Below are 22,015 nucleotides of genomic sequence, written 5' to 3'. Positions count from 1 at the left end.
AGGGATGAGTGGTTATTGGTCGAAGACGTGGAATCTGCCGTCGTGGAAGATGACGTCCTTGTGCTCGCGGAGTTCCTCGAGGAGTCCGGCTTCGTCGAACTCGACCCAGTAGCCGCCGATGAATCTGTCGCGGAGCCCGTCGAGGACGTCGCGGATTTGCGGGGCGTCGGTGAACGCATCGAGCAGTTGCTTCTCGGTCTCGAACGCGCCGCGGTAGCTGGCCTCGAACGCTTCGGTGAGGTGCTCGGAGGCGGCGTCGACGTCTGGCAGGGCGAGGAAGAGCCGCCACGGCACAGGGTCTTGAGCGATCAGCGGAGCCAGCCGCTCACCGAGGGTCTCGACGGCATCGACCGGAGTGTCGGCGCGGACCCTGACCTGGAGCGGAGCCTGATTGACGGTGATGTCGGTCTGCCAAAGGATGTTCCGCAGCTTCGGGGAGCCGGGTGGCCGCTTGACCGGGGTCGGGCGGGCGTTGTCCGCCGTGACCAGATGCGCGCCGAGCCAGTCGATCGCCTCGGTGACTTCTTCTGGTGCGTCGGCCTGGTGGTAGATCGGGAGGTACTCGGCGCGGAGTGTTGCGTTGGTTCCTTCGCCGGCGTTGGCGAATCGGGCCAGCGCGGAATCCGGCGAGGGTTGCAGGAGTGACGCGAACATGCGTGCGGTCATGACGTCGATGTCGCGGCCTTCGCGGCGCGCGGCCTCGATGTCGTGCATGGCGAGGAACTCGCTCGCCAGCTTCGCGAGGTCGTTCGGCTGCTCGCCACTGGGAATCGGCTCGCGTTCCATTACAGGTCGTCCTCCCGCTCGGGCAGCCCGAACTTGCGGGTGAAGACGTGGACGCGGCCTTGGTGGCCGTCGAGGACGAGCCATTCGCGGCGCAGCCGTTCCTCGTGTTCATCGACCGTGTCCTCGCGAGCTTGGGTGGCGACCTTTCCGGCGGCTTCGACCGCGGCGGTGAGCCCTTCAGTGTGATCGGCCATGAACTCGGTGATGGTGTCGTAGGTGTTCTCGTAGCGGAGCGAGAACGCGGCAGGCCCGACCGGGTAGCCGACGAGCCGGGCGAAGACGGCGTAGGCCTCGCCGTAGCGGCGGATGCCGTCCGCGTAGGTGATGACGTCGGCAGCGCTGGCGTCTTCGGGGATGTCGATGCCGTGGAAGCCGACGGAGGCGGTTACGACGATGCGGTCGCTGTATGGTGCGTGCTCGGTGAGGAGCTGTTCCATCTGCTCGCGGAGCTCGGCGGCGGGTACGTCGGTGTGCAGCCAGGCGCCGCCGGGGCGTGGTCCGATGTCGGGGTCGTCGGCCTGGGCGAAGACCATTGGGGCGGGTTCGACGTGCTCGGTCTCGATGAGGTCGGGGTCGGCTCCCTCGATGCGTTCGAGGAAGTCCCAGAGTGCGACGACCCAGGGCACGTGCTCGAGCCCGAGGCTGCGGATCTGATCCAGCTCTGACAGGACGCCATCGGGGTTCAGATCGCCGGTGGCGGCGAAGTGCTCCATGTGTGTGCCGTGGCCCTTGTGCAGCGCCGCGGCGATGATGCGCGCGGTGGAGGCGCTGAGGCCGAGCCCTTGCCTTCGGGCGTCTTCGATGCCTTGGGAGATCAGTGCGGTGGCGTGCTCCTCGTGGTAGCTGTTCACGAAGCTCGGCACGTCAGCGGTGCGCTGGCGGACAGGGCGTTCGCCGGGGGTTGATGATGGTCGTTCCATGCGGGTTTCCTCCTCTCTTCGGATCGCGGTGAACGTGGGGATGGTCGGGGCGTTAGCCGTGGAAGACATAGCTACGTCCTCCGATCTCGACGGTGTTCCAGGTGACGGGGTGCGTGCTGTCGGGCGCCTTGCGGACGGCGTCGAGTTCGTCTTGCTCGCCGATGTAGGCGGTACGGAAGAGCGCCTCGATGTCCGGCGCGGCGGCGTCGACGGCCGGGGCGCGCAGGAACGCGATGAACGGCTCGCCGTGATCATGAGCCAGCCGGGCCAGGCGAAGTCCGAGCGCGGCAGCTCCCAGTTCGCCGACCTGAGCGCGGGTCTTGAACAGCAGACCGTCGTGGTGGCCGTCGGCGTGCGTGAGAAGCGCGAACAGCACTTGTCCCATCCGACGTGCTCGACGATCCTGTCGCGGCTGGTCACCTTCCCTGTTCGCCAAGTAGGTGCCGAGCGAGTCGATGAGCAGATGCTCTTCAGGCTCCATTGCCGGGTGCTCGCGCAGCGGCAGGTACTCGGCCTTGAGGTGCTCGTGTGAGCCGATTCCGGTGGCGAAGAAGCGTCGGAGCCGCGCGGTCTCCAGCTCGTCCGGGGCATGCGCGGTGAGGGTGTACGCGATCAGGCGCGCCGTGATCGGGTCGATGTTCTGCCCGGCGGCCTGCGTCTCGAAAATGACGTCCTGGGTCTTGTCGGAGAACATCGCCGTGACGAAGATCCCCGCCTCCTTCGGCTCGGGCAGCGTCTGCAGCAGTTCTTCTAGCTCGGACAACTCATCGCGCCGCTCGGGGTTCGGGGTCGGTCGTTCCATCACGACTGCCCTCCGCTGAGGCCGGAGACGTCGAAGACGTGGATGCGGCCGTTCAGGTCGATGGCATCGATCGCCACCGGCAGCGCCGGGTCGTACAGATCGTCAGGGTCATCGACGGTGGTGACGTGCGCGGCCTGGAACTTCGCGACGAGGGCGGAGTCTTGGGCGTTCACGCCGGGGAGGCGTAGGAAGGCGCGGAAGGGCTCGCCGTGTTCGTTGACGTGGGCTGCCAGCTGTTCGTGGAGCGTCTCGTGTTCTGCTTCGGTCAGCTCGTCTCTGGTGACGTAGGCGATGGTCTTCCAGATGCCGTCGCGCTCGGCGGGGCTGTCGGGGAACCGCACGACGGCGTCGGCCATCAGCGGGAGCAGGCCGCTTGCCAGCTGCGGATGTTGAGCATGGATGAGGTGGGTGCCCAGCCAGTCCGCCGTGGTGACCGTCTCGCGGCTGTGCTCGCCCCGGTAGGCGGGCTGCAGGCTGGCACGCGCCTCGGCCGGGTCGCCGCTGCCGGAGATCATGAAGCGCTTTCGGATGTCGATGTGGCGGGCGTCGTCGCCAGCAGGGATCGTTGATATCAGCAGGCGCGCTTCCGCGTGGGTGAGGGGCCGCCCTTCGGCGAGCGCGCCAAGGATCGCTTCGCGGGTGCTGTGCTGGAGGGCCTCGATGAGGAAAGCCATCTCGTCTTCCGGGAGGCTTTCGCCGGTGTCGGCGTGTTCGTGTTGCGTTGTGGTGCTGTGTTCCTGGTCGCCGTGGCCGGCGCGGGATCGGGGGATGTGTTCCATAGGGGTGTCCTCCTTTCGGAAGGTCAGGGGTTGGTAGTGGTGAAGTGCGCGGCGAACTGCTCGGTCGTGACGACGCGGAACAGGTCGTCCGGGAGCGAGTGGTCGCCGCGGATGGCGCGGATGATCTGCGCCTCGCGGGCCTTGTCGGGTACGACCCAGAGCACGATCGGGAAGACGCCCGCGGACTGCTGCTCGATGCCGGTGGCGGCGTAGCGGGCGTAGAGACGGCACTTGGCGAGGATCACGGGGAGGTGCTCGGTGGAGCGGTCGGCTTCAACGAACCAAGAGTCCTCCCACGCCCCGGCCGCGGTGACCGCGTACAGGTCGGGCTTGAGCGTGAGGACGGTGCCGTGCGGGCCGGTGAACTCGCGCCAGCAGCTCGGCTCCGTCTCGACCTTCAGAAGCTCGACCTGGCGCTGCCGGTCAAGGACGCGCAGTGTGGTGACGAGATCGGTGACGGCGAGCGTGTGGTCAACGAACTGCGTCGAGGGCTCGGTGTAGCGGCGGCGTCCCTTCTCGCCTCTTCGGGCGCGTTGGATGCGGTCGCCCAGGCTGGTGAGTTGCCAGATGAAGCCCTGTGACCCACGCCGGGCTCCTCCCACGCGCCGGGCGAGGTGCGAGATGAGGCGTTCGCTCTTGAGACGGTTCAGCACGCGCATCGCAGCTCGAGTGGCACCGGTCATGGTGGCGTGGGCGCCGGGGGCGACCGGGAAGTGCAGCTGCTGGATGGAGCGGGACGTCAGCAGGCGCAGCTGCTCGAGGTCGTCTAGGATCGCGAGGTCGCGGGCCGAGAGCGTGGCGAGCAAGGCGGCATCGACGGGGTTCATGCTCCCCTCCTCGTACTGGTCGGGATGCTCCGGTACGGGCGTCTGGTCGGCGGCTCGTCGCAGCTGGCGTCACCCCTGAACAAGGGGTGAGTCCCATCCGGGACAGAGGCGACAGGGGCGGAAATACGCGGGTATCGGGACATCGTGAGCGTCGCGATGTGACGGTCGGTGAGACGGTCGATGCGACGAGGCGCGCCCGGCTTCGCCGTCGCGCGAATCGCTCGGGAGAGGGCGCTCATGGCTGCCTCCTGCGGCGTCCGAGCGGCCCCGGTGCGGGCTGGAGCAGGTCGGGCGGCGGCTCCGTTTCCTCCAGCCCCGGGGTGACGTCGACAAGGTTCTCGTGGTCGAACGGCACGGGCTGGTGGTGCTCGCGGGAGGCGCGGCGCACCTCGGTCACCTTGTGAGCACCGGCGACGGGCGGCAGGGTCTTACCGAGCGCCCAGCCGGTGGTGATGCCGTCGACCAGGAGCCGGAGGTAGACCTCGTACTTACCGAGGCTCATGAAGTCCAGCGGCTCCAGGTCCGGAGCGAGCTTGGCGATCGTGCGGGCGTCGTCCTCGTCTTCGAGCCGGTAGATGACCTTCGTCCTCGCGTTCGACTTGATGGCGGACTTCATCTCCTTCGGGAGCTGATCCCAGTACTGGGTCGAGAGCGCCCAGCCGACCGAGAGCGACCGACTCCGCGCGAGGGCGTCCGCGAGCGACACGGTGAGGGTGCCGTTCATGAAGCGGTCGGCCTCGTCCACGAACACGAATCCCGGACGCTTCTGATGCCCTTCTTCCGAAGCGCGCTCCTGGGTGGCTTGCCAGGCTTCGGCCATGATGAGGCCGCCGATGAGGTTCGCCGTGACGGGGCCGATGAGGGCCTCGTTGAGCGGGACGATGACGATCTTCCGCTCGCGGAAGATGTCTCGGAGCCGGAAGGCGGGCCTCGGCTGTCCGAGGATCTTCACCGCGCCGGGGCGCAGCAGGATCTGCCGCAGCCGGTTCATCACCGGCGCGACGACGGACATCTGTGCGGCGGGCTTGAGCGACTCGTACCAGGCCCAGAATCCCGCCAGCGTGACGTCGCCGGCGATCTTGCCTGCCTGCTGGCGGCGGAACGTGGCGTCCGTCCAGAGCCGGGGCAGGTCGAGGATCGTGTTCGGCTTCTCGGGAGTGCCGGTGCGAAGCAGCGTCCTGACGGAGGCACTGAGGATATCCGAGGTACGCGGGCCGAGGTCGATGAAGACCTTCTCGAACACCGCGAGGATGCTGTCGGCCTGTACGTCAGGATCGCGGTCGCCGGGATCGAACGGGTTGAAGCCGTTCGGATGCTCGTCGGCGGCGTTGATCTCGTAGACGTCCGCCCACCGCTCCTTCGGGATGCGGGGCAGCAGCGCCGCTGGCGTCTGGTCTTTCGGGTCGAGGATGAGCGCGGCATGCCCCGCCTCGATGACCGTCGCCATGAGGTGTTCCAGCATGGTGGTCTTGCCTACGCCGGTCGGGCCGAGCGCGAACAGATGGTGCATGGCGGCGGCGAACGAGATGCCGAGGCTTCGGTTGTCGCCGGGAACGAGGGAGGTCGCGATGGCGAGCGGGCCGTCCGAGACCTTGCTCTCGGCGCGCAGCAGCTTCGGATGCGCGGGCGGCATCCCGGGAAGCGGATCGGCGCCGAGCGGCCAGCCGGAGAGCGGCACGAGCTCGGAGACGGCCAGGTGCGCCGTGAAGGAGCGCGGACGGCTTGGGGTATTCAGCGTCGAGGACTGGTCACGGTACAGGCGGATGCTCGTGCCGGCGGACTCTGCCAAGCGGAGCCCGGCGAGTAGTTCCAGGCCGAGGCGGCGGCGCTTGTCGTCGTCCACGGCGTTCACGCCGATGCGGATCGTGCCGTCGATGCCGTACTGGGCAGCACGGTCGCGCACCGCGTTGCGGATCTCGTTGGGCGCGTCGGTCTTCCCCTTCGTGAGAGCCTGCCAGACGCCCATCCCGCCCGGCGGGGCGATCTTCGGCGGCACCTGACGCGGCGGGATGCCGGGGCCGAGCAGCACGTGCAGGACGACTTCTTCGCCAGGCTGGAAGCGGCGCGAGAGCGTCGAGTAGAGGGCGCGACTGATCCGCTCGGGGCCGTGCACGTTCAGCGGCAGTCCGACCGGCGTGATCTTCACGGTGCCGCTGGTGCGCAAGGGATTACGGACGTAGCCGTCGAGGCCGGTCATGAGGGTGCCAGGGATGAGATCGCCGAGCAGCCGGCGCAGCTCGTGGATGTAGCTCTGGTCGCAGCCGACGAGGTGCACGATGCCCTCAGAACTGACGCGGGTCTCCAGGATGACGGGTTGATCGCGGCGGTCGGAGGCAAGACGAGTCAGGAAGGCCTCGACGTGATCCGCGGGGAGCGGATGCGGCAGGAACAGGCGGGAGAACACCAGGGAGGACGTGGGCTTAGGCATCGGGGGCCTCCGTGTTCTCCATCGCCAGCTCCGGCCGGAATCCGGCCAGCTTCTGCACCCCGGCGAGAAGACCCGCCGGGCGGTGCTCCGCGTCGGCCTGAGCTTGGGCCGTGTGCAGCCGCAAGGCGTCAGCCAGCGCGAGCATGTCGGTCTGGTAGGTCGGGTCGGAGAATGCGCGCAGCTGATGGTCGCTACTGCGATAGGCGCGCTTGGTGGCACGCTGGGGCTTCGGGTTAGGCATGAGGGTGGGTCTCCTGCTTACGGTTGCTATTACTTGAGCGGAATGACAGACCCACCGTCTGCTGTCCACAAAATGGGACAGTCCTTCCCGACTTGCTTATACGAAATAGGGTGCGAATCGTCAAGAGGTGTTGCGTATTCCACAACATCCCTTCAGAGGTGAACGTGCTCACGCTTTTCACCACCGATTCCGGCGTGCCATCCAAATGCGGAAGGCGATCCATCCGGCCGCGAAAGCCGCGAGCCCGATGACGACCCAGACCCAAATCTGGGACAGCAACTGGATCGCCAGGGCGAGGACGATGACCCCGCCGAGGATCAGCAGGCAGGCGTTGAAGAACTTCTGGCTCATGGTGTCCTTCTTCTTTTCGTCGTGCTTCTTGTCGTCATTGCTGAACCAGGACATGAGTCAGCTCCTCTCGGTCTGGTCGTCGAAGTCGCTCGGAACCGGGTAGTCCGGGATCGAGATGTCGGAGTCGATCTCGTTGCCCCACGCGCTCCACGGGCTGTCCGGTGTCTGCGGTGGACGGCGCCGTGCGAAGAGCTCGAGCTTCGGGCCGGCGCCGCTGACCAGTTCGATGGTCGAGAACTGGGCTTCCGGCTTGTGCGAGTGGTCGGTGGTCGGCGCGGTGAACCAGGTCGGCTGCGAACGGTACTTGACCGGCGCTTTGCCGCGGGTGGCGAACAGCAAGTGCTCGGTGTTGTTCCGCAGGTAGTTCCCCAGACCGATCCGCGGCCACTTCACCCAGGTCAGCGGACTGCGCACGGTGAAGCCCCAGGCTTCGGCCACGTCGTACCCGTCGCGCAGCGTCGCGTTCGTCACCCAGAGCCAGAGGTGCGCATCCTCGGTCGCGATCTGCTCTATGGGCATTGCCTTGATCTGGTCGAGCGTGAGGAGGTCGTACTTGCGCTCGGCGCCCCTCGCGCCCTTCTGCTGCACATCCCAGGGCGGGTCGGCCAGGATGGTCGAGAAGCGCGGGCCGGTATAGCGAGAAGACGGTGCTGTCTTCTCTGGTGGTGGAGTTGTGGTTATAGCGGGTGTATTCCTTTCTCCCGGCGCGAGCTGATGAAGAGTTCGCCTCCTCGATGATCGAGGGGGCGATGAATGGCCGGGTGCCGTCGTTTGTTATACGTGACGGTTTCGGAGACACAACCGTCTCATCGCATGTCACATCGGGAGAACAGAGGTAACGATTCCCGACTTTCCCTGGAATGCGACATGCGCTATCGCCCACCGCGACAAAATGTCGCATTTCTCTTGCGGAAATGTCGCGGTTGGGAGTGTGTGTCGCAAACGTGTATTCGCCTCCCGAGTATTGGAATGCGCGGCGAAATGAAGTAAAATACATGCAGAAGTATGGAAAAGAGTTCGAAGCCGACACCATCACCAGTGCAGATGACACCTCCACAGAAGAAGGTGCTGATTGAAGCCGCCGTGAAGCGGACGGTGAAGCGCTACCGCAAGACACTGGAGCTCCTTGCGCGTACGTGACGGCTGCGCTGACGATCGCTGACGCCGAGGTCGCGTTCGAGAGCGCGCAGTTGCTGCTCACAACGGAGCCGATGCCCGCGTTCCACACGCGCGCCCCGCACCGACTCGAAGCGGTGCTGGCTGCGCCGTTCGCCTCGTTCGACGGGCGCGAGCAGTACCCGAGTCTGGAAGAGAAGGCCGCCGTGCTGTTCTATGCGGCCTGCAAGGATCACCCGTTCCAGAACGGCAATAAGCGCATGGCCGTCGTTCTGACCAACACCTTCCTGATGCTCAACGGCGCGGAGCTCGACACCGACGCACTCACGCTCTACGACGTGGCCTACGAAGTCACCGAGACGATGAGCGACCGGCGTCCGGAGGCGCTCACCTACCTGACGCGCTTCGTCCAGGAGAACGTACGAGCACTCGACGTCGGCGACATCCACGAACCCCTCGCCGCCTAACACGAGGCCCCACTCGAGGGCACGAAGAACCCGCCCGCCTGTAGCGACAGGCGGGTTCTTCGTATAGGCGGCCGCGATCACGTCCGCGCCGTCCAGTGCGTCGGCTCGACGGGCGTCTCGGCCGCAGTCGTGATGTCGATCCCGATCGGCAGCACCTGCGGGGCGAGCTGCCCGGTGCGGGCCATCTCCGCCAGCACGGCGTCCTCGACGCCGAACCGGAGGTAGTTCACGATGAAGGCGCGCTGGTCGATGAGGAACTCGCGCCGGACAGCCCAGTGCAGCACCTGGCCCACGGCATCGGCATGGAGCAGCCGCCAGGGCAGGCTCCCGCGCTCCAGCCCGTGACGCTCCGCCTCCCAGAGGTGGAAGACGGCCATGTCCAGCTCGTGCGGCGACGTGAAGTCCCGTCCCCGCTCCAGGTGCGTCACGTCGTGCCAGAAGCGGTACGCCCAGTTCGCCTCCGGGCCGGCAAAGATGACGGCGTCGGAGCCGCCGTCGAACACCGGCAACGGTTCCCTAGTGGCGAGGCTGTGCTGCCAGGCGGTCTTGAGAGCGCGCCAGGTGTTCGGCGCGTCCGGGTGCGGCGTCCAGCCGAAGCCGAGTCGCTCCTTCGTCTGGTCGGCCATGAGGTGGACGAACTCGGTGAGCTCGATGCGGGCCTGGAGCAGCTCGCCCTCGGTGAATGAGAACCGGGGCAGGTCGTGGGTGCGCATCAGCGGTTCCCCTTCCGGGAATGCTCGGGCGAGAGCGGCGGGATCGATGGACGGGTCCGGTCGGCGTGCAGCACCGACAGGCGTCGGCCACGCCGGGTGGCCGTGAGAGAGCGGTGGATCGCCGCCGACAGCGCGCCAGGGGCGTCTCCGTGCGCGATCTCGGTGATCGTGATGTTCTCCCCGGCCAGATCCGGCGGCGCGGGGGCGTTCAGCAGCACGGCGTGCACCTGCCCAGGGAAGTCCGCGAGCCGCTTGAAGACGGTCTCCGGGTCGAGGTCGGTGATCTGGAAGTCGCTGAGGATCGTGAAGCGCACGTCATGATCCGGATGCGCCTTGGCGAGTTCCTCCGCCACCGTCAGCGACGGGGCGAGGTTGCTCGACCCTGCCGCGTCGATCGGCACCTTCAACGCGGCGGCGAGTTGCCGCCCGGCGTGCGTGGAGTTCAGCGGCACCGCGCCGCTGTTCCCGGCCGAAGGCTGGTCGAAGTGGATGACCGCGACCTTGGGGCGGGACGTGTAGGTCCAGGCCTGCACGATGCGAATCGCCTGCTTCGCCTCCAGGAAGCGCCGCCCGATCGGATCGGTGCCGCCAGGGGCGACGACGGAGCCGGAGTGGTCGAAGCAGAGGATGTCCAGGCTCGGTCGCACCGGGTCGAGGCCGGGGAAGCCGAGTTCGAACCACGGCTCCCCCCGCTCGCGCCCATAGACGGTCACAGGGACTGGCAGGAGCCCTGCGGGCTGCAGCCGGGGCGGCTGGATGCGCGGAGTCACCGGGAACCACCCCCGCCCTGCGTGCGGTCGGTGCGCCCGACCGGCCCAGGGACACCCGCAGCGGGGCCGTGACCGGCGACGCCAGGGTTGCGGCGCAGGATGCCCCACTTCGTTGCCCGGATGCGGTGCCCCGCAGCCTCGCCACGCTGGATGTGCTCGTCGATGACCGAATCAGCGTCGGCGCGCCGCTCGAGCTGGGTGCGCCACGGGCTCGATGCGGCGAGGCGCTCGTGGCGGGCGATCTCCGCGTCGTAGGCCTTCGCGGAGCCGTCGATGACGTCGGCGATCTCGTCGGCGTGCATGAAGGACTCGATGAAGCTCGCTCCCGCGACGGCGAGGGCGATGCCGCCGTAGAGGGCACCGACCAGGCTGCCCTCGATCTCAGCGCGTCCAGCGAAGATCGCCGCCGCGATGAGCGCCGCGGCCGTCAGGGAGATGCCGGTGACGAGCTTCAGCATCGAGCGGCCGAAGTTCGCGCCGGTGAACAGGTAGCGGAAGGGCTTCTGCTTCTCGGTGAGCGCGTCAGGGTCGCAGGCGCGGCGGTCGGCTGCCTGGAGCACCCGGTACTCCGCTCCGACCAGCCCCGCCGTGACGGCGGCGGTCGCGGCGGAGACGGACATGAGGCCGGCGAGCAGCGGGTAGTCCCCGATGTTGATGCCGAGCAGGGTCACCCCGACCGCGTCCCCGAGCACCAGCGCGCCCTTGATGGCGTAGTGGATGAGCTTGCCGCCGGTTCGGCGGCGGAACGGCGCAAGCGCCTCCTGCGTATCCACGTAGCGGGCGGCGGCCGCTTCGAGCACCGGCGTATGCCCGGTGACGATGCGCTCTGCGGCGTCGGCGGCGGGCTGGAGGCCAGCGGCCTCGACCTCGACAGGGCGGGCGGTCTCGATGCCCGCGGCCGTCCAGGAGGGGGCCTGTTCGGTTTCGAGGTCGTCGTACTCCTGCTCGACCCAGGTGCCAGAGATGTTCCCCGGCTTCGCCACCGCAGCGGCCTCATCGACGCGCTGCAAGGTGATCTGCTCAGCGTCCTGGAGCTGCTCCAGCGCCGCCACGCTCGGCCCCGGGATCGGGGACGAGACGCGGCGGACGAGGAGGCCCAGACGGTTCTGATGGGTGCTCATCGTGGTCACCGCCAGTCCGTCACAGCGAGGCAGGAGGCCGCGCCGGTGCGCTCGCAGAGGCGGTCGTAGTACGCCACCAGCGCCTCGGCCAGGTGCGAGGAGACCGGGGCGCCGGCGACGCGCCCGATGCCCGCGACGGTCACCTCGGCCCCGTCGAGTTTCGGCACCGTGATCTGATCGGCCAGAGTGGTCGCCCGCTCCGGCGTCAGGCCGGCGTCGAGCGTGACGCCGACGTTGTCGAGCCCGTCCGTGAGGTTGACGTACTGGAACTGGTAGCCGTCACCCAGCTGGGCCTGCTGCTCGCTGGCGAGACGCCAGACGCCCGTGATGTCCGAGCCGTCCGTGGGCAGCGAAGCGAGCGCGTCCGGGTAGGCGTCCTTGATCTCGGTCATGAGATCCTCGACGGCCTGGGGGACGCGGCGCAGCTGCGCGTTGGAAGTCGCGCCGGGCATGGTGATCTCGGCGTCGTAGAGCGTGACGGTCGCGCCGGAGGAGGACGAGTAGCCGGTCACGGTGAAGTGGCCGCCGCAGATGGCGACCTCCGTGGCGAGCTGCTCGATGATGGCGAGGCGCTCCGTGTCGAGCTGGGTGGAGCGGCCGGAGCCGGTGCCGTCCCAGTCGACGCGGGTGGCGACCTTGAGGCCGTCCGGGCAGGACTGGAGCTGCTGCTGGAGCTGCCCGAGCTGGCCCGGGGCGTTGTAGTCGCCGCAGGCCGTGAGGGCCAGCGCCGCAACGCCGGCGAGCGTGACCGCCGCGAGAGCGCGGGGTACCGTGATGTACGTCATGAGAGATGCCTTCCGTGTTCGTTTTCGCAGATGGATGGGGTGGGTTTTCTTGAGGTGACAGGGAGCGATCGGAGGGCCTAATCCCCGATCGCTCCCGCCGTTTCACGAGGCGAGAGCGCCGCGCGGATCGAGAGGGCCAAGGCCCAGCGGGCGGGCGAAGACGAAGGTGTCCTGTCCGACCGTGATGAACTGCAGCAGGTTGAGCGCGTCGAGCAAGGGCGCGTTGGTGTCGCCGGTCACCGTGCTCATGAGCGCCTTGAGGAAGCGGCTGGCGTCGTTCCAGTCCGTGAAGGAGCCGACGTAGCAGGAGCGGTACGCACCGTCGAGGGCGTCCGGGGTGAAGTCGTCGTCGCTGGCGACGAGGAGGACGTAGACGGTGAAGCTGGTGCCGTGGCGGCTGATGCCCTCCTCGATGGCGCTCGCCAGCGCGCGGGAGGTCGTGATGCGCGCGACGCGCTCCACGACCTCCACGTCGACGGAGAGCGCGACGTCAGAGAGGTCGAGCGACTCAGCCACCGGCGGGCTCCCCGTCGGCCTGGTTGGCGATGGCAGTGAGCGCCTCCGCGAACGCCGTGGTGATGCCGGCGAGCTCGTGAGCAAGCTCGAGCGTGGAGGCGTCGATCGAGAGGCGCCCGTGGATCTCGAGCTCCTCCGTCACGACGGTCATGGCGCGCATCGCGGCGGCGTTCGCGTCGCTGACGTAGAAGATGACGATCGGGTCGACCTTCGGCGGGATTGCCGGGGGCGACGTGGGGTTGGCGGTGGGTTCGAGCGTGGGAGCGATGCTGTTCATGCCATCGACTCTGGCTGGCATATCGGCAGACTCAACGGGACGGTTCTGCCGTTGTGCCGAGGTTCTGCCAGTCGGCTTCACTGCCGCATCCGGGCATGAGAAAGGCCCCGTGCCGATGATAAGTCGGTACGGGGCCGGTGGCCCATTGCTGATGGTTTGGTGGGTTCAGTTCAGCTCGTAGCTGGCCTGTCGCCTTCTTCGTGCGTGCTCGTACGTCTCGCGCTGAACTGCGGGATGCAGCAGTGTCGGCACCGGAGGCAGCGGCTGGAAGCCGAACGGGAGCTCGGCGGCAAAGCTGCGCGGCTTCGCCTCTTCCAGCGTGAGGATGTCGGTGAGCTTGCCGCCGTATACGGCGACGAGTTCGCCGACGGAGGTGAGGTACTTCTCGTAGGTGTCGAGGAAGTCGACGGCGTTGCCGTGCAGCACCCAGACGTGGACGAGCTCCAGGATGCCGATCTTGGATGATCCCGCGAGCTCCTCGGCGCTGGCCTTGCGGTCGTCGTAGAAGATGAATAGCTCCTCGAGTGCACTCGCGGCGAGCGAGTGCATCTGCGAGAGGCGGTTCGGCGAGGATGGGATGGTGAACGCCGGGCGTCCAGGTCGTGTGTGTGAATGGGCCATTGTGGGGTGGCCTCCTTCCGGATTGGAGGGGCCACCCTCGACTGCGTATTATATCACTAATGATAATGATTGTCAATAAGGCGACTGTGGTGCGCGGCTGAGGGAAACAGGTGCTCTCATACGATGAGAGGCATGGCCTTCGACTCCGCGACCGTAGTGAGCGAGCTGCGTCACCTGCTGATCGGGCAGTACGAGCGCGAAGGACAGCGGCGCGGCACGCGCACCGTCGACGCCTTCACCACTGTCGTCGGATGCCCGAAGACGAACGAGGAGTTCATCGCTGTCTCGGGCGTCGGCGTCGAGTGGACGAAGGAGGACACCTGGCAGCAGGTGAAGCGCGTTCTGGAGGCGCCGCGATCTGACTCGCCAGAGGCGAACGCCGCTCGGTACCTGCTCTACCTGCAGAAGATGTGGGTCACGCCCGGCTCGGTCGACGAGCGGGAGTGGCGACAGCAACGAGCGGCCGAAGTCCTGGGCCTGGACTGGGACAGCAACAAGTTCCGGTTCCGCGACGACCGCACGGTCAAGTTCGCGTCGGACATCGTCGACCGCGCCCTGATCGCGCTCCAGGATGCCCTCCTGACTGCGACGCAGTCGGCCGCGGCCCGCGCATCCGCGGCGGCGTCGCTGCACGCCGAGCATTCGATCGTTGCCTCGGGGTGGACGGAGGACGTCGAGGCGGAGCTTGTGCGTCGTCTTGCGCGGCTGCCGCTGCACTACCCGGCCCATCTGACGACCTCGATCCTCGCGCCGATGCTCAACCCGCACATCCGCGTTCCGGCAGACGACCCCGACCCGGACGCCGTACCGACCTTGCCGCCACTGTGGCGAGACGAGTCGGAGGACACGAGCGAGCTCCTGCGGGCCGCCGGCGCGCGGGCCTACGTCGTGGGCGAGCCGGGCACGGGCAAGTCGACCCTGCTGCGGAGTATCACCCTCACGCAGATGAAGGAACTGCCCGGCGCGGTGGGCGTGTTTGTACCGTTGATCGACTTGGCCGAAGAGCTCCCCGAACGCACCTTGCCGCTGCCGGAACTGCTCGGCGTTCTAATCGATCTCAGCGCACGCCTCTACGCCCCCGTCGACGCCGAGGCCCGGAAGCAGGTGCTGCGACGGCTGGAGGCCGACGACAGCACTGTGCTCTGTCTGGATGGCCTCGACGAGGTTCCCGAGGGCGCTCTCGCAGATCGGGTGCGGCGTGCGATCGAAGCTCTGGCGGACGTCCCGGGCGCGGTGGTCGTGTCCTCGCGGCCCGGGCCGCGGGTGAGCGTGCCCGCAGGCTGGGACACGGTCACGATGCAGTCGGTGCGCAGCGAGAGCGCGAAGCAGCTCCTCGAGTTGTGGTTCGAGAGCGCGGACGACCCCCGGAAGGCGCGGGCGCTCGCGATTCTGGAATCGGATGTCGCCTCTGACATCAGCGGCAGTCCGCTGCTGCTGGGGTTCGTGGCCTACGCGGCGAGCTTCGACCGTGAGTTCGACTCGCTCTCCGACCTGTATGAGCAGTACATCGCACTGACGCTCGAACGGATCTGGAAGACTGCCGGCCTTCACGAACCGAGCGACGTCGTCATCGAGAACCTGATGCACCTGGCCAGGCTCCTCGCCTGGCGGATGGCATACGGCGACGACGACCAGAAGGACGCAAGTCGGTGGCGCGAGAGCGAGACGCTCAGTCAGATACTCCGCACCGTGGAACGGCCCGATCGCGAAGACCTGGCTCGCATCGTGCAGGCCGAAGGTCTGTTCACGATGGCGGTCGCAGCAGCGTTGCGCCTGCACACCTCGTATCGCTGGGTGCACCGCACCGTGCAGGAGCATCTGGTCGCCATGTACATGCAGGAGCGTGAAGGCGGCGATCCATCGACAATGGTGGAGCGGCTCCTCGGGTTGCTCGCCAGCGGTGACGACTGGCGCGTGGTCGCTACCCACCTGTTCACGCGAATGACGTCGGACGCGCAGTTGGCGCTCATTCGCCGGCTCATCGACGCCCAAGACGACCCCCGATACATCACAGGAGAGCCGGACAAGCTGCTCGAAGGCCTCGCCGAGCATTTCCAGGACGAAGCCGCTCTGGCGATGCTTGCCGAAGACGCGCGCCAGCGCGGCGCCTGGCCCGCCTGGTTCTACGTCGACCCGGATGGCGCGCGTACCGCGCTCCTGGCGGCCGCAGACACCGAGGCCCCGATCGACGTCATCGGGGCCGACGCACCGCAGACCAGCCAGCACTTCGATGTCGACTATCTGCGCGACCTCATCTCGCGCCTAATCAAGAGACCGAAGCAGCACTACGGGGCGCTCCTGGAGGCGTGCATGGCGCTCGAATCCCGTGAACCGCTCGCCGGGGTGTTCGCATTCTTCGACGTCATCGCGGCCGGGCCGCCTGGACTTGCTCGGCACCCCTGGCCGAAGGATCTGCTGGAAGGCATGGACCTCGCGACCGTCGCGCAGCGGATCAGCGAGCATCCCGACCGCGCGGTGCGCTGGCGGCTGCTGCACTTCTTCATGTTCTGCCTGCACGGTATGGCGTCATTGTTCCTCGTGCCCGATGGGCCACTCGACCCCGTCGACTTCGACCTGGTGCAGATCGTGGAGAAGAAAATCATCGGCAGCGCGCACCGCCTCGGCAACACCATGCGGGGCGCGATAGCCGGCGACTACGGCGACGTCATCGCCTACGTCGCAGCCAAGGGACTTACCGCTGATGCCGTCCGAGAAGTCGTCGAGCATCCCTGGGGCATTGTCGGCGCCTGGGAGCACGTCCTGATCAACGGCGGCAACGCCGGGGGAACCGCCCTAATCCGCGACGAACCGCACAGTGCTGTCGAGGTGATGGCTGCGTATGACTCGGGGTGGCGCTCCGACCCTGAGCGGATGCGCCAGCTCTACCGGGCGTTCGCGGAGAGCATGCTCCGCCCGGACACCGTGGACACCGCAACCTTCACCGAGCTCTACCGGAAGGTGCTCTGCGACCCTGATCGCTCAGAGTTCGACTATGTGAACGCCCGTGTCGCCATTGAGGCGATCGAGAAGACTCTCGACGCGGTCATTCGTATCCGCGGGTACGTCGACATCGCGGAGGAGATTCTTCGGCAGGAGCCAGAAGCCTGGGCGGGCTCGGACGGCCGGATTCCCGTGCTGGAGGCATACCTCTCAGACCGATACCGCCAACGGGAAGACGACTGGGGCGACGAGGAGTACGAGCAGCACTGGCATGAGGTCTCCCAGGTGTTTTACGACGTCACGAACTGGGGTGCTCGCGCCGGCCTGCCCCTGATGCCGCTCTTCGTCACCCACTTCATGGAAGCGCCAACCACCAGAGAGCTGACCCTCGGCTCACTCAACCGGGACGTGCTCTCCATTCCGAGGAACCTCTCGTGGCTCGACCACACGATGATGCTCTTCTACCGATACTTCTGGCGTGAGAACCGATCGAAGTACCTCGCACCTCTGCTCACAGAAGGGACAGGCACCGATGGGCCTGCTTGACGATGCCGATGCACTCGAACGACGGAGGGCGGAGGAGGCTGCCGCGGAGCTTGCCCGAGCGGCCTCGCGGAAGGCTGCCTGGGTTCCCGAGTGGGCCCCGGAGCTCATAGCGCTGCTCGAAGAGCGGGGTATCACGCCTGTGCCCGTCTATGTGACTCACTCATTGAGCGCGGAGACACTGACGTACTCCTTCCGCGTCTTCGGTGGGAACCTCTTCCATCGGACAGCCACGAGCGAGTTCTGGGGCATGGCTTGGGCACTCGAGGGACGCCGTCAGGACAGCGAATGGGGCTGGCAGACTGTGTCGATCCTGCTCGGGCAGGACGGTTCCGTATGGAGCAACGGTAGCTACTACCCGGCGATCACAGCATGGTGGGTGGAGATCGTAAGCTCCGGCTCCTGGGCGCAGAAGTTCGGCCCTTATCGGCGGAGTGGGGCCGGAGGCATGATCGCCTATCCGCAAGTTGCCCAGAGCCACTGGGCCGGATTCCTTGAGCTCCAGCAATCTCGCCCAGAGACCATCAACCCGTCTGCCCGCGAGGATCTTCGGGAGTGGGTTGCAGTTCCGCTGGTTGCCGACATCGTCGCCGGCGCAGTAACGACTGAAGGCAGGGTACGACGCAAGACCGATCTGGGACGCTCAGACAGCGCAGTCACCGGCGCGCCCTCGGTATCCAGCTACACAGCCAGGCAGCGTCAGAAGATCCTCGAACGTATCGACCAAGCGAAGTCGGCGGAGCGAGAGGCGTTGGAGGAGGAACTGCGACTCTTCGACGGCTTCACACAGTAGGAATTCGGGCAGCTACCAGGACTCAGTCGAGGTGACTTTGCAGCCGTTCGTGCTCCTGTCGCTGGTGCACGACCGCGAGCACCTCGATGACCTGCAGCTCGTCGTGGATGCGGTACCAGACGAGGTACGGGAAGATCCTCAGCGCGGCGCGGCGGGCGTCACGGCGAAGAACGCGGAACGCATAGGGCGACTGGCGGATCGAGGTAATAGTCGCGGCGAGGTCGTCGGTGAAGCGGTCGACTTGCTCCGGGGCGTGCAGGGAGTACCAGTCCTGGGCGCGTTCGGCATCGCGTTCCGCGTTGTGGCGGAACAGGACGGAGTAGCTCACCGGACTCGGGCGCGCAGCGACGCCTCGACCTCTTCCCACGACCGGCCCGCGAGAGGCTCGGCGTCGGCCTCGGCCAGGCGCTGGTCGATGAGGGCAGCTTCTGCGGGGGAGACGGGCAGCACGTCGGCGTCGATGGAGGCCCAGAGCTCGTTGATCAGCTCGACGCGCTCGGCCACGCCGAGGCCCTTCGCCTGGGAGAGGAGCGTCTGATCGACCATGAGCACATGCTACCCGCCCCTGTCGACATCGGCGGGGACAATCGGGGGATGCGGATCGGCGGCGGGATCGTGCTCGGCATCGTGGCGACTGTCGTCGGGGCATCTGCGGCGTTCTGGTTCGCGCTCTCGGGGCTGATCTGGTCGGGCGGGTTCGCCCACGGCTACGGCTGGGAAGAGGGCGAAAGCGAACTCGGCGTCGCCCTCGGCGTGGCGGGGCTGTTCGGATGGCTGGTGCTACTCGCGCTGGCGATGGTCACGTTGCTCGCCGGCGCCACACGCCGCCCGCGGTCGTCACGGGTCACAGCGACGCTGGTCGTTGTCCTCAGCGCGGCCGTGGTGGCGACGTTGTGCGTCCTGGCGCTGCTGACGCCGCAACCGGCGAGCGAGTACCCGCTCCCGCCGTGGAACCGCGCGTGACACGTACAGCACGGCGTAATGAGCATCAGGAGTCCTTGAGCCATTCCTCCGGGAAAGCCGAGGGCTCTTCTTCGTACTCGTCCTGCAGACGGAGGATCTCGGCGGCGTGTGCCGTCGAGATACCGAGCAGGTGCGAGTAGTCGGCCAGGGTGAGATCCCAGGTGTCGAGGTCGGTCGCAGCAGCACGCAGCAGCAGCGCCACGCCAAGCCGATCGTCCTCGATCAGCTTGCGTATCCGCACCCCGAGCTCAGCGAAGGAGGCGATGCCGGTACGTGCGTCCGAGTAGTCGTACTCCAGCTGGATCGGCTCGACGAGCGTGCCGACGCTGGCGGCCCCGTCGTAGAGGCGGATCGTCTCGCGCACCAGGTGATCGAGAGCCTGGAGGTCGGGCGCGTGAATCGTCGCATCGGGCACGGCCGGGATCGTGGCCGTCCACTCGGCTCCGCTGAACGCGACGCGGACGCCGAAGCGGCTGGGCGACGCAGGCGCGCTCTCGGACTCGGTCATGGTGGAACGCTACGCGGCGCGTGTTGTGATTTCCACACTCTCGGGCGACCACTGGTGCCGCCGAGAGGACGCCGCACAGGCCTTGAAAGAACGGCCGCGATTCCTCATAGTCAGGGACGGATATGTAACGGAGCAGCTGCTCCAGGAGACCCCGACCATGAAAGGCAAACAGCTACACGACTTCCTCTTCGCCCTCTTCGACTACGCCGACACCATCGCTGAGATGATCCAGCCGGAGACGCAGGGATCGGCCGGCGAGCGAGAACAGGCGCACTACGCGAACACCAGGTACTTCCTCACACTCGTCTACGTCGAGTGGATCTTCGACAAGTACGCACGCGAGACCCTCTACGTCGCAGCCAAGGAATCCGGAGAGCTCGATCCTTCCGCCACGCTCCAGGAAGCGAACCGACGCCTTGATCTTCTCCGTCAGCGTCTCGACCACCTCACGCACGAGTACGACTTCGATGCCGACATCGATGGCACCCTGGACAAGCTCGCCGGCGAATGGCGCACCGCTGAGCGCGGCACGAGCGCGCCAGCTGCTACGAGCATCGAGCCGTCGGCTCAGTGAGCAGCGTTGTACGCCTCAAGGACGGTCGCGGGCACCCGGCCGCGGTCGCTGACCGTGTAGCCGTTGTCGTTCGCCCAGGCACGGATGGCGGCGAGGTCGGCCTTCTGGTCGACGCCCCGCTTGGTGCGCGAGCGATCTGACTTCGCCACGGCAGGGACAGGCGTCGCCACCTCGATGAAGGGCGCGAGCGCGTCGCGGAGCTTCTGCGCGTTCGGCGCGGACAGGTCGATGTCGTAGGAGCGGCCTTGGAGGGAGAAGCGGATCGTCGTCCCCTCGCCCTCATCGAGGACGGCACCGTCGAGGTCGTCGATGTACTGGGTGATCTGCTTGCGAGCCATGTCGTTGATTATGCCGAGAGGGACGCTGACACGTGGGGTTGCGCGCCGCCCCCAGCCTCAAAGCCGCAGAGCACGCTTCTCCTCTTCGCGAAGGTAGTAGACGGCCTTGTCGACCTTGGCGGTCAGTTCCTTCTGGGCGTCGAGTTGGGCATTGCCGTGAAGTCCAGCTCGCGTCGAGGCTTGCGAGACCTCAGCACCCACGCCACGCACTTCCGCAGCAAGCGAGTTTATCGAGGAGTTGAGCGAACTCGACATACGGCTGACGGCGCTCTCAAGATTGGCGAACCCGGCGATGACGGCGGACGTTGTGCGCCGCTGCTCCCAGATCTGAGCGAAGACGGCGTCGCGCTGTGCCTCGTAGACGATCTTGTTCAGAGTGCGAGTGATCGTCTCGGCAGCCTGTGTCGCGTTCGCGGCGTCAAGCTGTACGGGGAATGCCGGGAGCCGTTCCGTTCCGCCCTGACGGATGTAACTCCGCACTGCCTCAGCATGCTGGCGCAGGAGTTGAGCGATCCTCGTGAGGCGCTGGTTATAGTGGCCGAGGCAATCGTAGGCGTGCTCGACCGACTGCCAGAACGGCGAGTAGGCGTGCTGGCTGAAGTGCTGCCGAGCCTCGGCGCTCCAGCCGCGAGCGTTCGAGAGATCGGCCGGAAGCTGCTCGAACGCTTGCACGGCTTCGTTGCAGGCGTTTCGTGCTTGCGCAGCGGTTCCGTTGAGCTGGTCACGACGGCTACGCTCGCCCTCCTCGCGAGCACGGACTTCCCGCTCGCGCTCCGCGTTCGCTTCCTTTGCGTGTCCGGCTGCGGCTTCGATGCCAAAGATGAGCCCGCCACCGATTGCACCGACTATGGCGCCGGCAATCATCAGGTTGAAGCTCGAGGAACCGAGGAAGTGGATGCCGGTGAAGATGTCAAGCACGATGCCGACGACGAGACCGGCGATTCCCAGCCAGAAGCCGCAGACGATCGCCATCCATAGGGTGAATGCAACCGACCCCGCCTTGGTGTTTGCCATGTCTTCCTCTCCATCCCGAAGAGTAGTGGTAGCGGAGCCGCTGGATCGTTCGGGCTCACCGCCATCCGATCCACCGCTGCGCGATGTAGTCGAACCGCTCCCAGAGCGTCGGGGCGATGTCCGGTGCCGCTGGCACCACGTCTGCGACGCGGCCGAGTATCCGCTCGTCGCGTTCGTCGTCGCCGGTGAGGGCGATCTCGACCGTGCCCTTGCCGTCGCGTCGGCGGAAGATGAGCTTGCGGCTGATGTCGTTGAGGCGGTCTTCGGGGTACTCGATGATCTTCCAGGTGGCGAACTCGTTCAGGTTGCGCTCGATCGTGAGGCGCCCGCGCTTCGCGTCACGGACTTCGAGAAGCTGGCGGTTCAGACGCGCTTCGTACTCACGCGACGGCGCGAGCGACGCGCAGATCACGATACCTGCCCAGAACAGCATGCTGAGCAGCGGGACGAAGGTGTCCCGCTGCGGAAGATAGATGAAGAACCCGATGGCGAGCGCGATGCCGAGCACAGCGGCGTACCACTGCCAGGGCCGAGTCGGCGGCCCTTCCCAGTAGCGCCATTCGAGGATCGCTTCGTCATTACGGCGTCGGTCGTTCGTGTTCTTCGGTTTCGGGCTCATTCCTTTCGTCTCTCCTGGCGTTGCGCCGTTACGTTCACTCTGCTGCGGGGCTAGATCGAGCCCATGATGTCCTGCGTGTACTTTCCTCGTTGCTACGGCGCGAGTCCTCGTGAGAGGTTCTCGATTGCCGTCGCATTGTGGCTCTTCGGACATCCGGTGGGGGTCATGGGGTGAGGCCGCCGGCGGCGAGGAGCATGCGGAGC

Annotated in this window: 27 protein-coding genes; 5 read left to right on the top strand and 22 right to left on the bottom strand. The window is 66.8% G+C overall.

Translation table 11 applies throughout. From position 1 onward, the window contains the following. Window positions 1-12: 12 nt before the first annotated feature. The 9 genes from AS96_RS09065 to AS96_RS09025 all read right to left on the bottom strand — a co-directional run bounded on the left by AS96_RS09065 (window position 13) and on the right by AS96_RS09025 (window position 7,743). Window positions 13-786 carry a hypothetical protein gene (locus tag AS96_RS09065; RefSeq protein ID WP_036288691.1) on the bottom strand — a complete coding sequence of 258 codons (774 nt, stop codon included), beginning with the start codon at window positions 784-786 and terminating at the stop codon, window positions 13-15. Further along, on the bottom strand, window positions 786-1,706 hold the full coding sequence (locus tag AS96_RS09060; protein WP_036288688.1) for a hypothetical protein: 921 nt from the start codon (window positions 1,704-1,706) through the stop codon (window positions 786-788). The genes AS96_RS09065 and AS96_RS09060 overlap by 1 nt, the downstream gene beginning before the upstream one ends. 52 nt (window positions 1,707-1,758) lie before the next feature. Continuing rightward, the gene (locus AS96_RS09055) at window positions 1,759-2,508 is read right to left on the bottom strand and encodes a hypothetical protein (protein WP_036288685.1); all 750 of its coding nucleotides are present in this window, start codon (window positions 2,506-2,508) and stop codon (window positions 1,759-1,761) included. After that, window positions 2,508-3,182 (bottom strand): hypothetical protein, encoded by a 675-nt coding sequence (locus tag AS96_RS09050; RefSeq protein WP_155947549.1) that lies wholly within the window; start codon window positions 3,180-3,182, stop codon window positions 2,508-2,510. The genes AS96_RS09055 and AS96_RS09050 overlap by 1 nt, the downstream gene beginning before the upstream one ends. 128 nt (window positions 3,183-3,310) lie before the next feature. Then, a complete protein-coding gene (locus AS96_RS09045; protein WP_036288680.1) occupies window positions 3,311-4,114 on the bottom strand; it encodes a replication-relaxation family protein in 804 nt (267 codons plus the stop codon). Between the two features lie 235 nt (window positions 4,115-4,349). Then, complete coding sequence (locus AS96_RS09040) at window positions 4,350-6,542, bottom strand: type IV secretory system conjugative DNA transfer family protein (protein ID WP_155947548.1); 2,193 nt, start codon at window positions 6,540-6,542, stop codon at window positions 4,350-4,352. Continuing rightward, complete coding sequence (locus tag AS96_RS09035) at window positions 6,535-6,783, bottom strand: hypothetical protein (RefSeq protein WP_036288677.1); 249 nt, start codon at window positions 6,781-6,783, stop codon at window positions 6,535-6,537. The genes AS96_RS09040 and AS96_RS09035 overlap by 8 nt, the downstream gene beginning before the upstream one ends. 177 nt (window positions 6,784-6,960) lie before the next feature. Beyond that, window positions 6,961-7,188, bottom strand: coding sequence for a hypothetical protein (locus AS96_RS09030; RefSeq protein ID WP_036288674.1), 228 nt, complete (start codon window positions 7,186-7,188; stop codon window positions 6,961-6,963). 3 nt (window positions 7,189-7,191) lie between these two features. Next, on the bottom strand, window positions 7,192-7,743 hold the full coding sequence (locus AS96_RS09025) for an MT-A70 family methyltransferase (RefSeq protein WP_269319610.1): 552 nt from the start codon (window positions 7,741-7,743) through the stop codon (window positions 7,192-7,194). Window positions 7,744-8,270: 527 nt separating this feature from the next. Between AS96_RS09025 and AS96_RS14695 the strand changes: the two genes are divergently transcribed. Next, the gene (locus AS96_RS14695) at window positions 8,271-8,717 is read left to right on the top strand and encodes a type II toxin-antitoxin system death-on-curing family toxin (protein WP_051498815.1); all 447 of its coding nucleotides are present in this window, start codon (window positions 8,271-8,273) and stop codon (window positions 8,715-8,717) included. A 77-nt stretch (window positions 8,718-8,794) separates the two neighbouring features. Here AS96_RS14695 and AS96_RS09015 read toward each other — a convergent pair whose 3' ends face one another. The 7 genes from AS96_RS09015 to AS96_RS08985 form a co-directional block, all read right to left on the bottom strand. Continuing rightward, window positions 8,795-9,430: a hypothetical protein gene (locus AS96_RS09015; protein ID WP_051498814.1), complete on the bottom strand. Its 636-nt coding sequence runs from the start codon at window positions 9,428-9,430 to the stop codon at window positions 8,795-8,797. Next, the gene (locus AS96_RS09010) at window positions 9,430-10,200 is read right to left on the bottom strand and encodes a hypothetical protein (protein WP_155947547.1); all 771 of its coding nucleotides are present in this window, start codon (window positions 10,198-10,200) and stop codon (window positions 9,430-9,432) included. The genes AS96_RS09015 and AS96_RS09010 overlap by 1 nt, the downstream gene beginning before the upstream one ends. Then, window positions 10,197-11,330, bottom strand: coding sequence for a hypothetical protein (locus tag AS96_RS09005; RefSeq protein WP_036288665.1), 1,134 nt, complete (start codon window positions 11,328-11,330; stop codon window positions 10,197-10,199). The genes AS96_RS09010 and AS96_RS09005 overlap by 4 nt, the downstream gene beginning before the upstream one ends. Continuing rightward, the gene (locus AS96_RS09000; RefSeq protein WP_036288663.1) at window positions 11,327-12,106 is read right to left on the bottom strand and encodes a hypothetical protein; all 780 of its coding nucleotides are present in this window, start codon (window positions 12,104-12,106) and stop codon (window positions 11,327-11,329) included. The genes AS96_RS09005 and AS96_RS09000 overlap by 4 nt, the downstream gene beginning before the upstream one ends. A gap of 102 nt (window positions 12,107-12,208) precedes the next feature. Then, window positions 12,209-12,622, bottom strand: a complete 414-nt coding sequence (locus AS96_RS08995; RefSeq protein WP_036288660.1) for a hypothetical protein — start codon at window positions 12,620-12,622, stop codon at window positions 12,209-12,211. After that, window positions 12,615-12,899: a hypothetical protein gene (locus tag AS96_RS08990; RefSeq protein ID WP_036288658.1), complete on the bottom strand. Its 285-nt coding sequence runs from the start codon at window positions 12,897-12,899 to the stop codon at window positions 12,615-12,617. The genes AS96_RS08995 and AS96_RS08990 overlap by 8 nt, the downstream gene beginning before the upstream one ends. Before the next feature lie 165 nt (window positions 12,900-13,064). Next, window positions 13,065-13,448: a hypothetical protein gene (locus tag AS96_RS08985; protein WP_036288655.1), complete on the bottom strand. Its 384-nt coding sequence runs from the start codon at window positions 13,446-13,448 to the stop codon at window positions 13,065-13,067. A 204-nt stretch (window positions 13,449-13,652) separates the two neighbouring features. On the opposite strand from AS96_RS08985, the gene AS96_RS08980 reads away from it, so the two are divergent. Then, entirely contained in the window at window positions 13,653-17,006 is a 3,354-nt protein-coding gene (locus AS96_RS08980) for an NACHT domain-containing protein (protein WP_036288642.1), read from the top strand. Beyond that, window positions 16,993-17,796 (top strand): hypothetical protein, encoded by an 804-nt coding sequence (locus tag AS96_RS08975; RefSeq protein ID WP_036288639.1) that lies wholly within the window; start codon window positions 16,993-16,995, stop codon window positions 17,794-17,796. Before AS96_RS08980 ends, AS96_RS08975 begins: the two co-directional genes overlap by 14 nt. A gap of 22 nt (window positions 17,797-17,818) precedes the next feature. Here the strand turns inward: AS96_RS08975 and AS96_RS08970 are convergent, their stop codons facing one another. After that, complete coding sequence (locus AS96_RS08970) at window positions 17,819-18,124, bottom strand: type II toxin-antitoxin system RelE/ParE family toxin (protein ID WP_036288637.1); 306 nt, start codon at window positions 18,122-18,124, stop codon at window positions 17,819-17,821. After that, window positions 18,121-18,342 carry an addiction module protein gene (locus AS96_RS08965; protein WP_036288634.1) on the bottom strand — a complete coding sequence of 74 codons (222 nt, stop codon included), beginning with the start codon at window positions 18,340-18,342 and terminating at the stop codon, window positions 18,121-18,123. Before AS96_RS08965 ends, AS96_RS08970 begins: the two co-directional genes overlap by 4 nt. A gap of 6 nt (window positions 18,343-18,348) precedes the next feature. Here AS96_RS08965 and AS96_RS08960 point away from each other — a divergent pair, with 6 nt between their 5' ends. Beyond that, entirely contained in the window at window positions 18,349-18,759 is a 411-nt protein-coding gene (locus tag AS96_RS08960; protein ID WP_155947546.1) for a hypothetical protein, read from the top strand. 25 nt (window positions 18,760-18,784) lie between these two features. On the opposite strand, the gene AS96_RS08955 is transcribed toward AS96_RS08960, so the two are convergent. Next, complete coding sequence (locus tag AS96_RS08955; protein WP_036288629.1) at window positions 18,785-19,267, bottom strand: hypothetical protein; 483 nt, start codon at window positions 19,265-19,267, stop codon at window positions 18,785-18,787. On the opposite strand from AS96_RS08955, the gene AS96_RS08950 reads away from it, so the two are divergent. Further along, window positions 19,266-19,841 carry a hypothetical protein gene (locus tag AS96_RS08950; RefSeq protein WP_155947545.1) on the top strand — a complete coding sequence of 192 codons (576 nt, stop codon included), beginning with the start codon at window positions 19,266-19,268 and terminating at the stop codon, window positions 19,839-19,841. The genes AS96_RS08955 and AS96_RS08950 overlap by 2 nt on opposite strands. Here the strand turns inward: AS96_RS08950 and AS96_RS08945 are convergent. Genes AS96_RS08945 through AS96_RS08935 form a run of 3 tightly spaced genes read right to left on the bottom strand, consistent with a single transcriptional unit; the run spans window position 19,835 to window position 21,812 of the window. After that, window positions 19,835-20,179, bottom strand: coding sequence for a histone-like nucleoid-structuring protein Lsr2 (locus AS96_RS08945; RefSeq protein WP_036288623.1), 345 nt, complete (start codon window positions 20,177-20,179; stop codon window positions 19,835-19,837). The genes AS96_RS08950 and AS96_RS08945 overlap by 7 nt on opposite strands. Window positions 20,180-20,236: 57 nt before the next feature. Beyond that, window positions 20,237-21,193, bottom strand: a complete 957-nt coding sequence (locus AS96_RS08940; RefSeq protein WP_155947544.1) for a hypothetical protein — start codon at window positions 21,191-21,193, stop codon at window positions 20,237-20,239. A 55-nt stretch (window positions 21,194-21,248) separates the two neighbouring features. Continuing rightward, entirely contained in the window at window positions 21,249-21,812 is a 564-nt protein-coding gene (locus AS96_RS08935; protein WP_036288617.1) for a hypothetical protein, read from the bottom strand. Window positions 21,813-22,015: the final 203 nt, after the last annotated feature.

The sequence above is a fragment of the Microbacterium sp. MRS-1 genome, from assembly GCF_000585455.1.
GTDB classification, from domain to species: domain Bacteria; phylum Actinomycetota; class Actinomycetes; order Actinomycetales; family Microbacteriaceae; genus Microbacterium; species Microbacterium laevaniformans.
Note: the sequence above shows the minus strand (reverse complement) of the source record. Positions and strands in the feature narration are given on the sequence as shown.

Coding starts and splice junctions, on each gene's coding strand:
- AS96_RS09065 (WP_036288691.1), bottom strand. CDS start 786: ATGGAACGCGAGCCGATTCCCAGTGGCGAGCAGCCGAACGACCTCGCG.
- AS96_RS09060 (WP_036288688.1), bottom strand. CDS start 1,706: ATGGAACGACCATCATCAACCCCCGGCGAACGCCCTGTCCGCCAGCGC.
- AS96_RS09055 (WP_036288685.1), bottom strand. CDS start 2,508: ATGGAACGACCGACCCCGAACCCCGAGCGGCGCGATGAGTTGTCCGAG.
- AS96_RS09050 (WP_155947549.1), bottom strand. CDS start 3,182: ATGGCTTTCCTCATCGAGGCCCTCCAGCACAGCACCCGCGAAGCGATC.
- AS96_RS09045 (WP_036288680.1), bottom strand. CDS start 4,114: ATGAACCCCGTCGATGCCGCCTTGCTCGCCACGCTCTCGGCCCGCGAC.
- AS96_RS09040 (WP_155947548.1), bottom strand. CDS start 6,542: ATGCCTAAGCCCACGTCCTCCCTGGTGTTCTCCCGCCTGTTCCTGCCG.
- AS96_RS09035 (WP_036288677.1), bottom strand. CDS start 6,783: ATGCCTAACCCGAAGCCCCAGCGTGCCACCAAGCGCGCCTATCGCAGT.
- AS96_RS09030 (WP_036288674.1), bottom strand. CDS start 7,188: ATGTCCTGGTTCAGCAATGACGACAAGAAGCACGACGAAAAGAAGAAG.
- AS96_RS09015 (WP_051498814.1), bottom strand. CDS start 9,430: ATGCGCACCCACGACCTGCCCCGGTTCTCATTCACCGAGGGCGAGCTG.
- AS96_RS09000 (WP_036288663.1), bottom strand. CDS start 12,106: ATGACGTACATCACGGTACCCCGCGCTCTCGCGGCGGTCACGCTCGCC.
- AS96_RS08990 (WP_036288658.1), bottom strand. CDS start 12,899: ATGAACAGCATCGCTCCCACGCTCGAACCCACCGCCAACCCCACGTCG.
- AS96_RS08985 (WP_036288655.1), bottom strand. CDS start 13,448: ATGCACTCGCTCGCCGCGAGTGCACTCGAGGAGCTATTCATCTTCTAC.
- AS96_RS08980 (WP_036288642.1), top strand. CDS start 13,653: ATGGCCTTCGACTCCGCGACCGTAGTGAGCGAGCTGCGTCACCTGCTG.
- AS96_RS08975 (WP_036288639.1), top strand. CDS start 16,993: ATGGGCCTGCTTGACGATGCCGATGCACTCGAACGACGGAGGGCGGAG.
- AS96_RS08965 (WP_036288634.1), bottom strand. CDS start 18,342: ATGGTCGATCAGACGCTCCTCTCCCAGGCGAAGGGCCTCGGCGTGGCC.
- AS96_RS08960 (WP_155947546.1), top strand. CDS start 18,349: ATGCTACCCGCCCCTGTCGACATCGGCGGGGACAATCGGGGGATGCGG.
- AS96_RS08950 (WP_155947545.1), top strand. CDS start 19,266: ATGGTGGAACGCTACGCGGCGCGTGTTGTGATTTCCACACTCTCGGGC.
- AS96_RS08955 (WP_036288629.1), bottom strand. CDS start 19,267: ATGACCGAGTCCGAGAGCGCGCCTGCGTCGCCCAGCCGCTTCGGCGTC.
- AS96_RS08945 (WP_036288623.1), bottom strand. CDS start 20,179: ATGGCTCGCAAGCAGATCACCCAGTACATCGACGACCTCGACGGTGCC.
- AS96_RS08940 (WP_155947544.1), bottom strand. CDS start 21,193: ATGGCAAACACCAAGGCGGGGTCGGTTGCATTCACCCTATGGATGGCG.
- AS96_RS08935 (WP_036288617.1), bottom strand. CDS start 21,812: ATGAGCCCGAAACCGAAGAACACGAACGACCGACGCCGTAATGACGAA.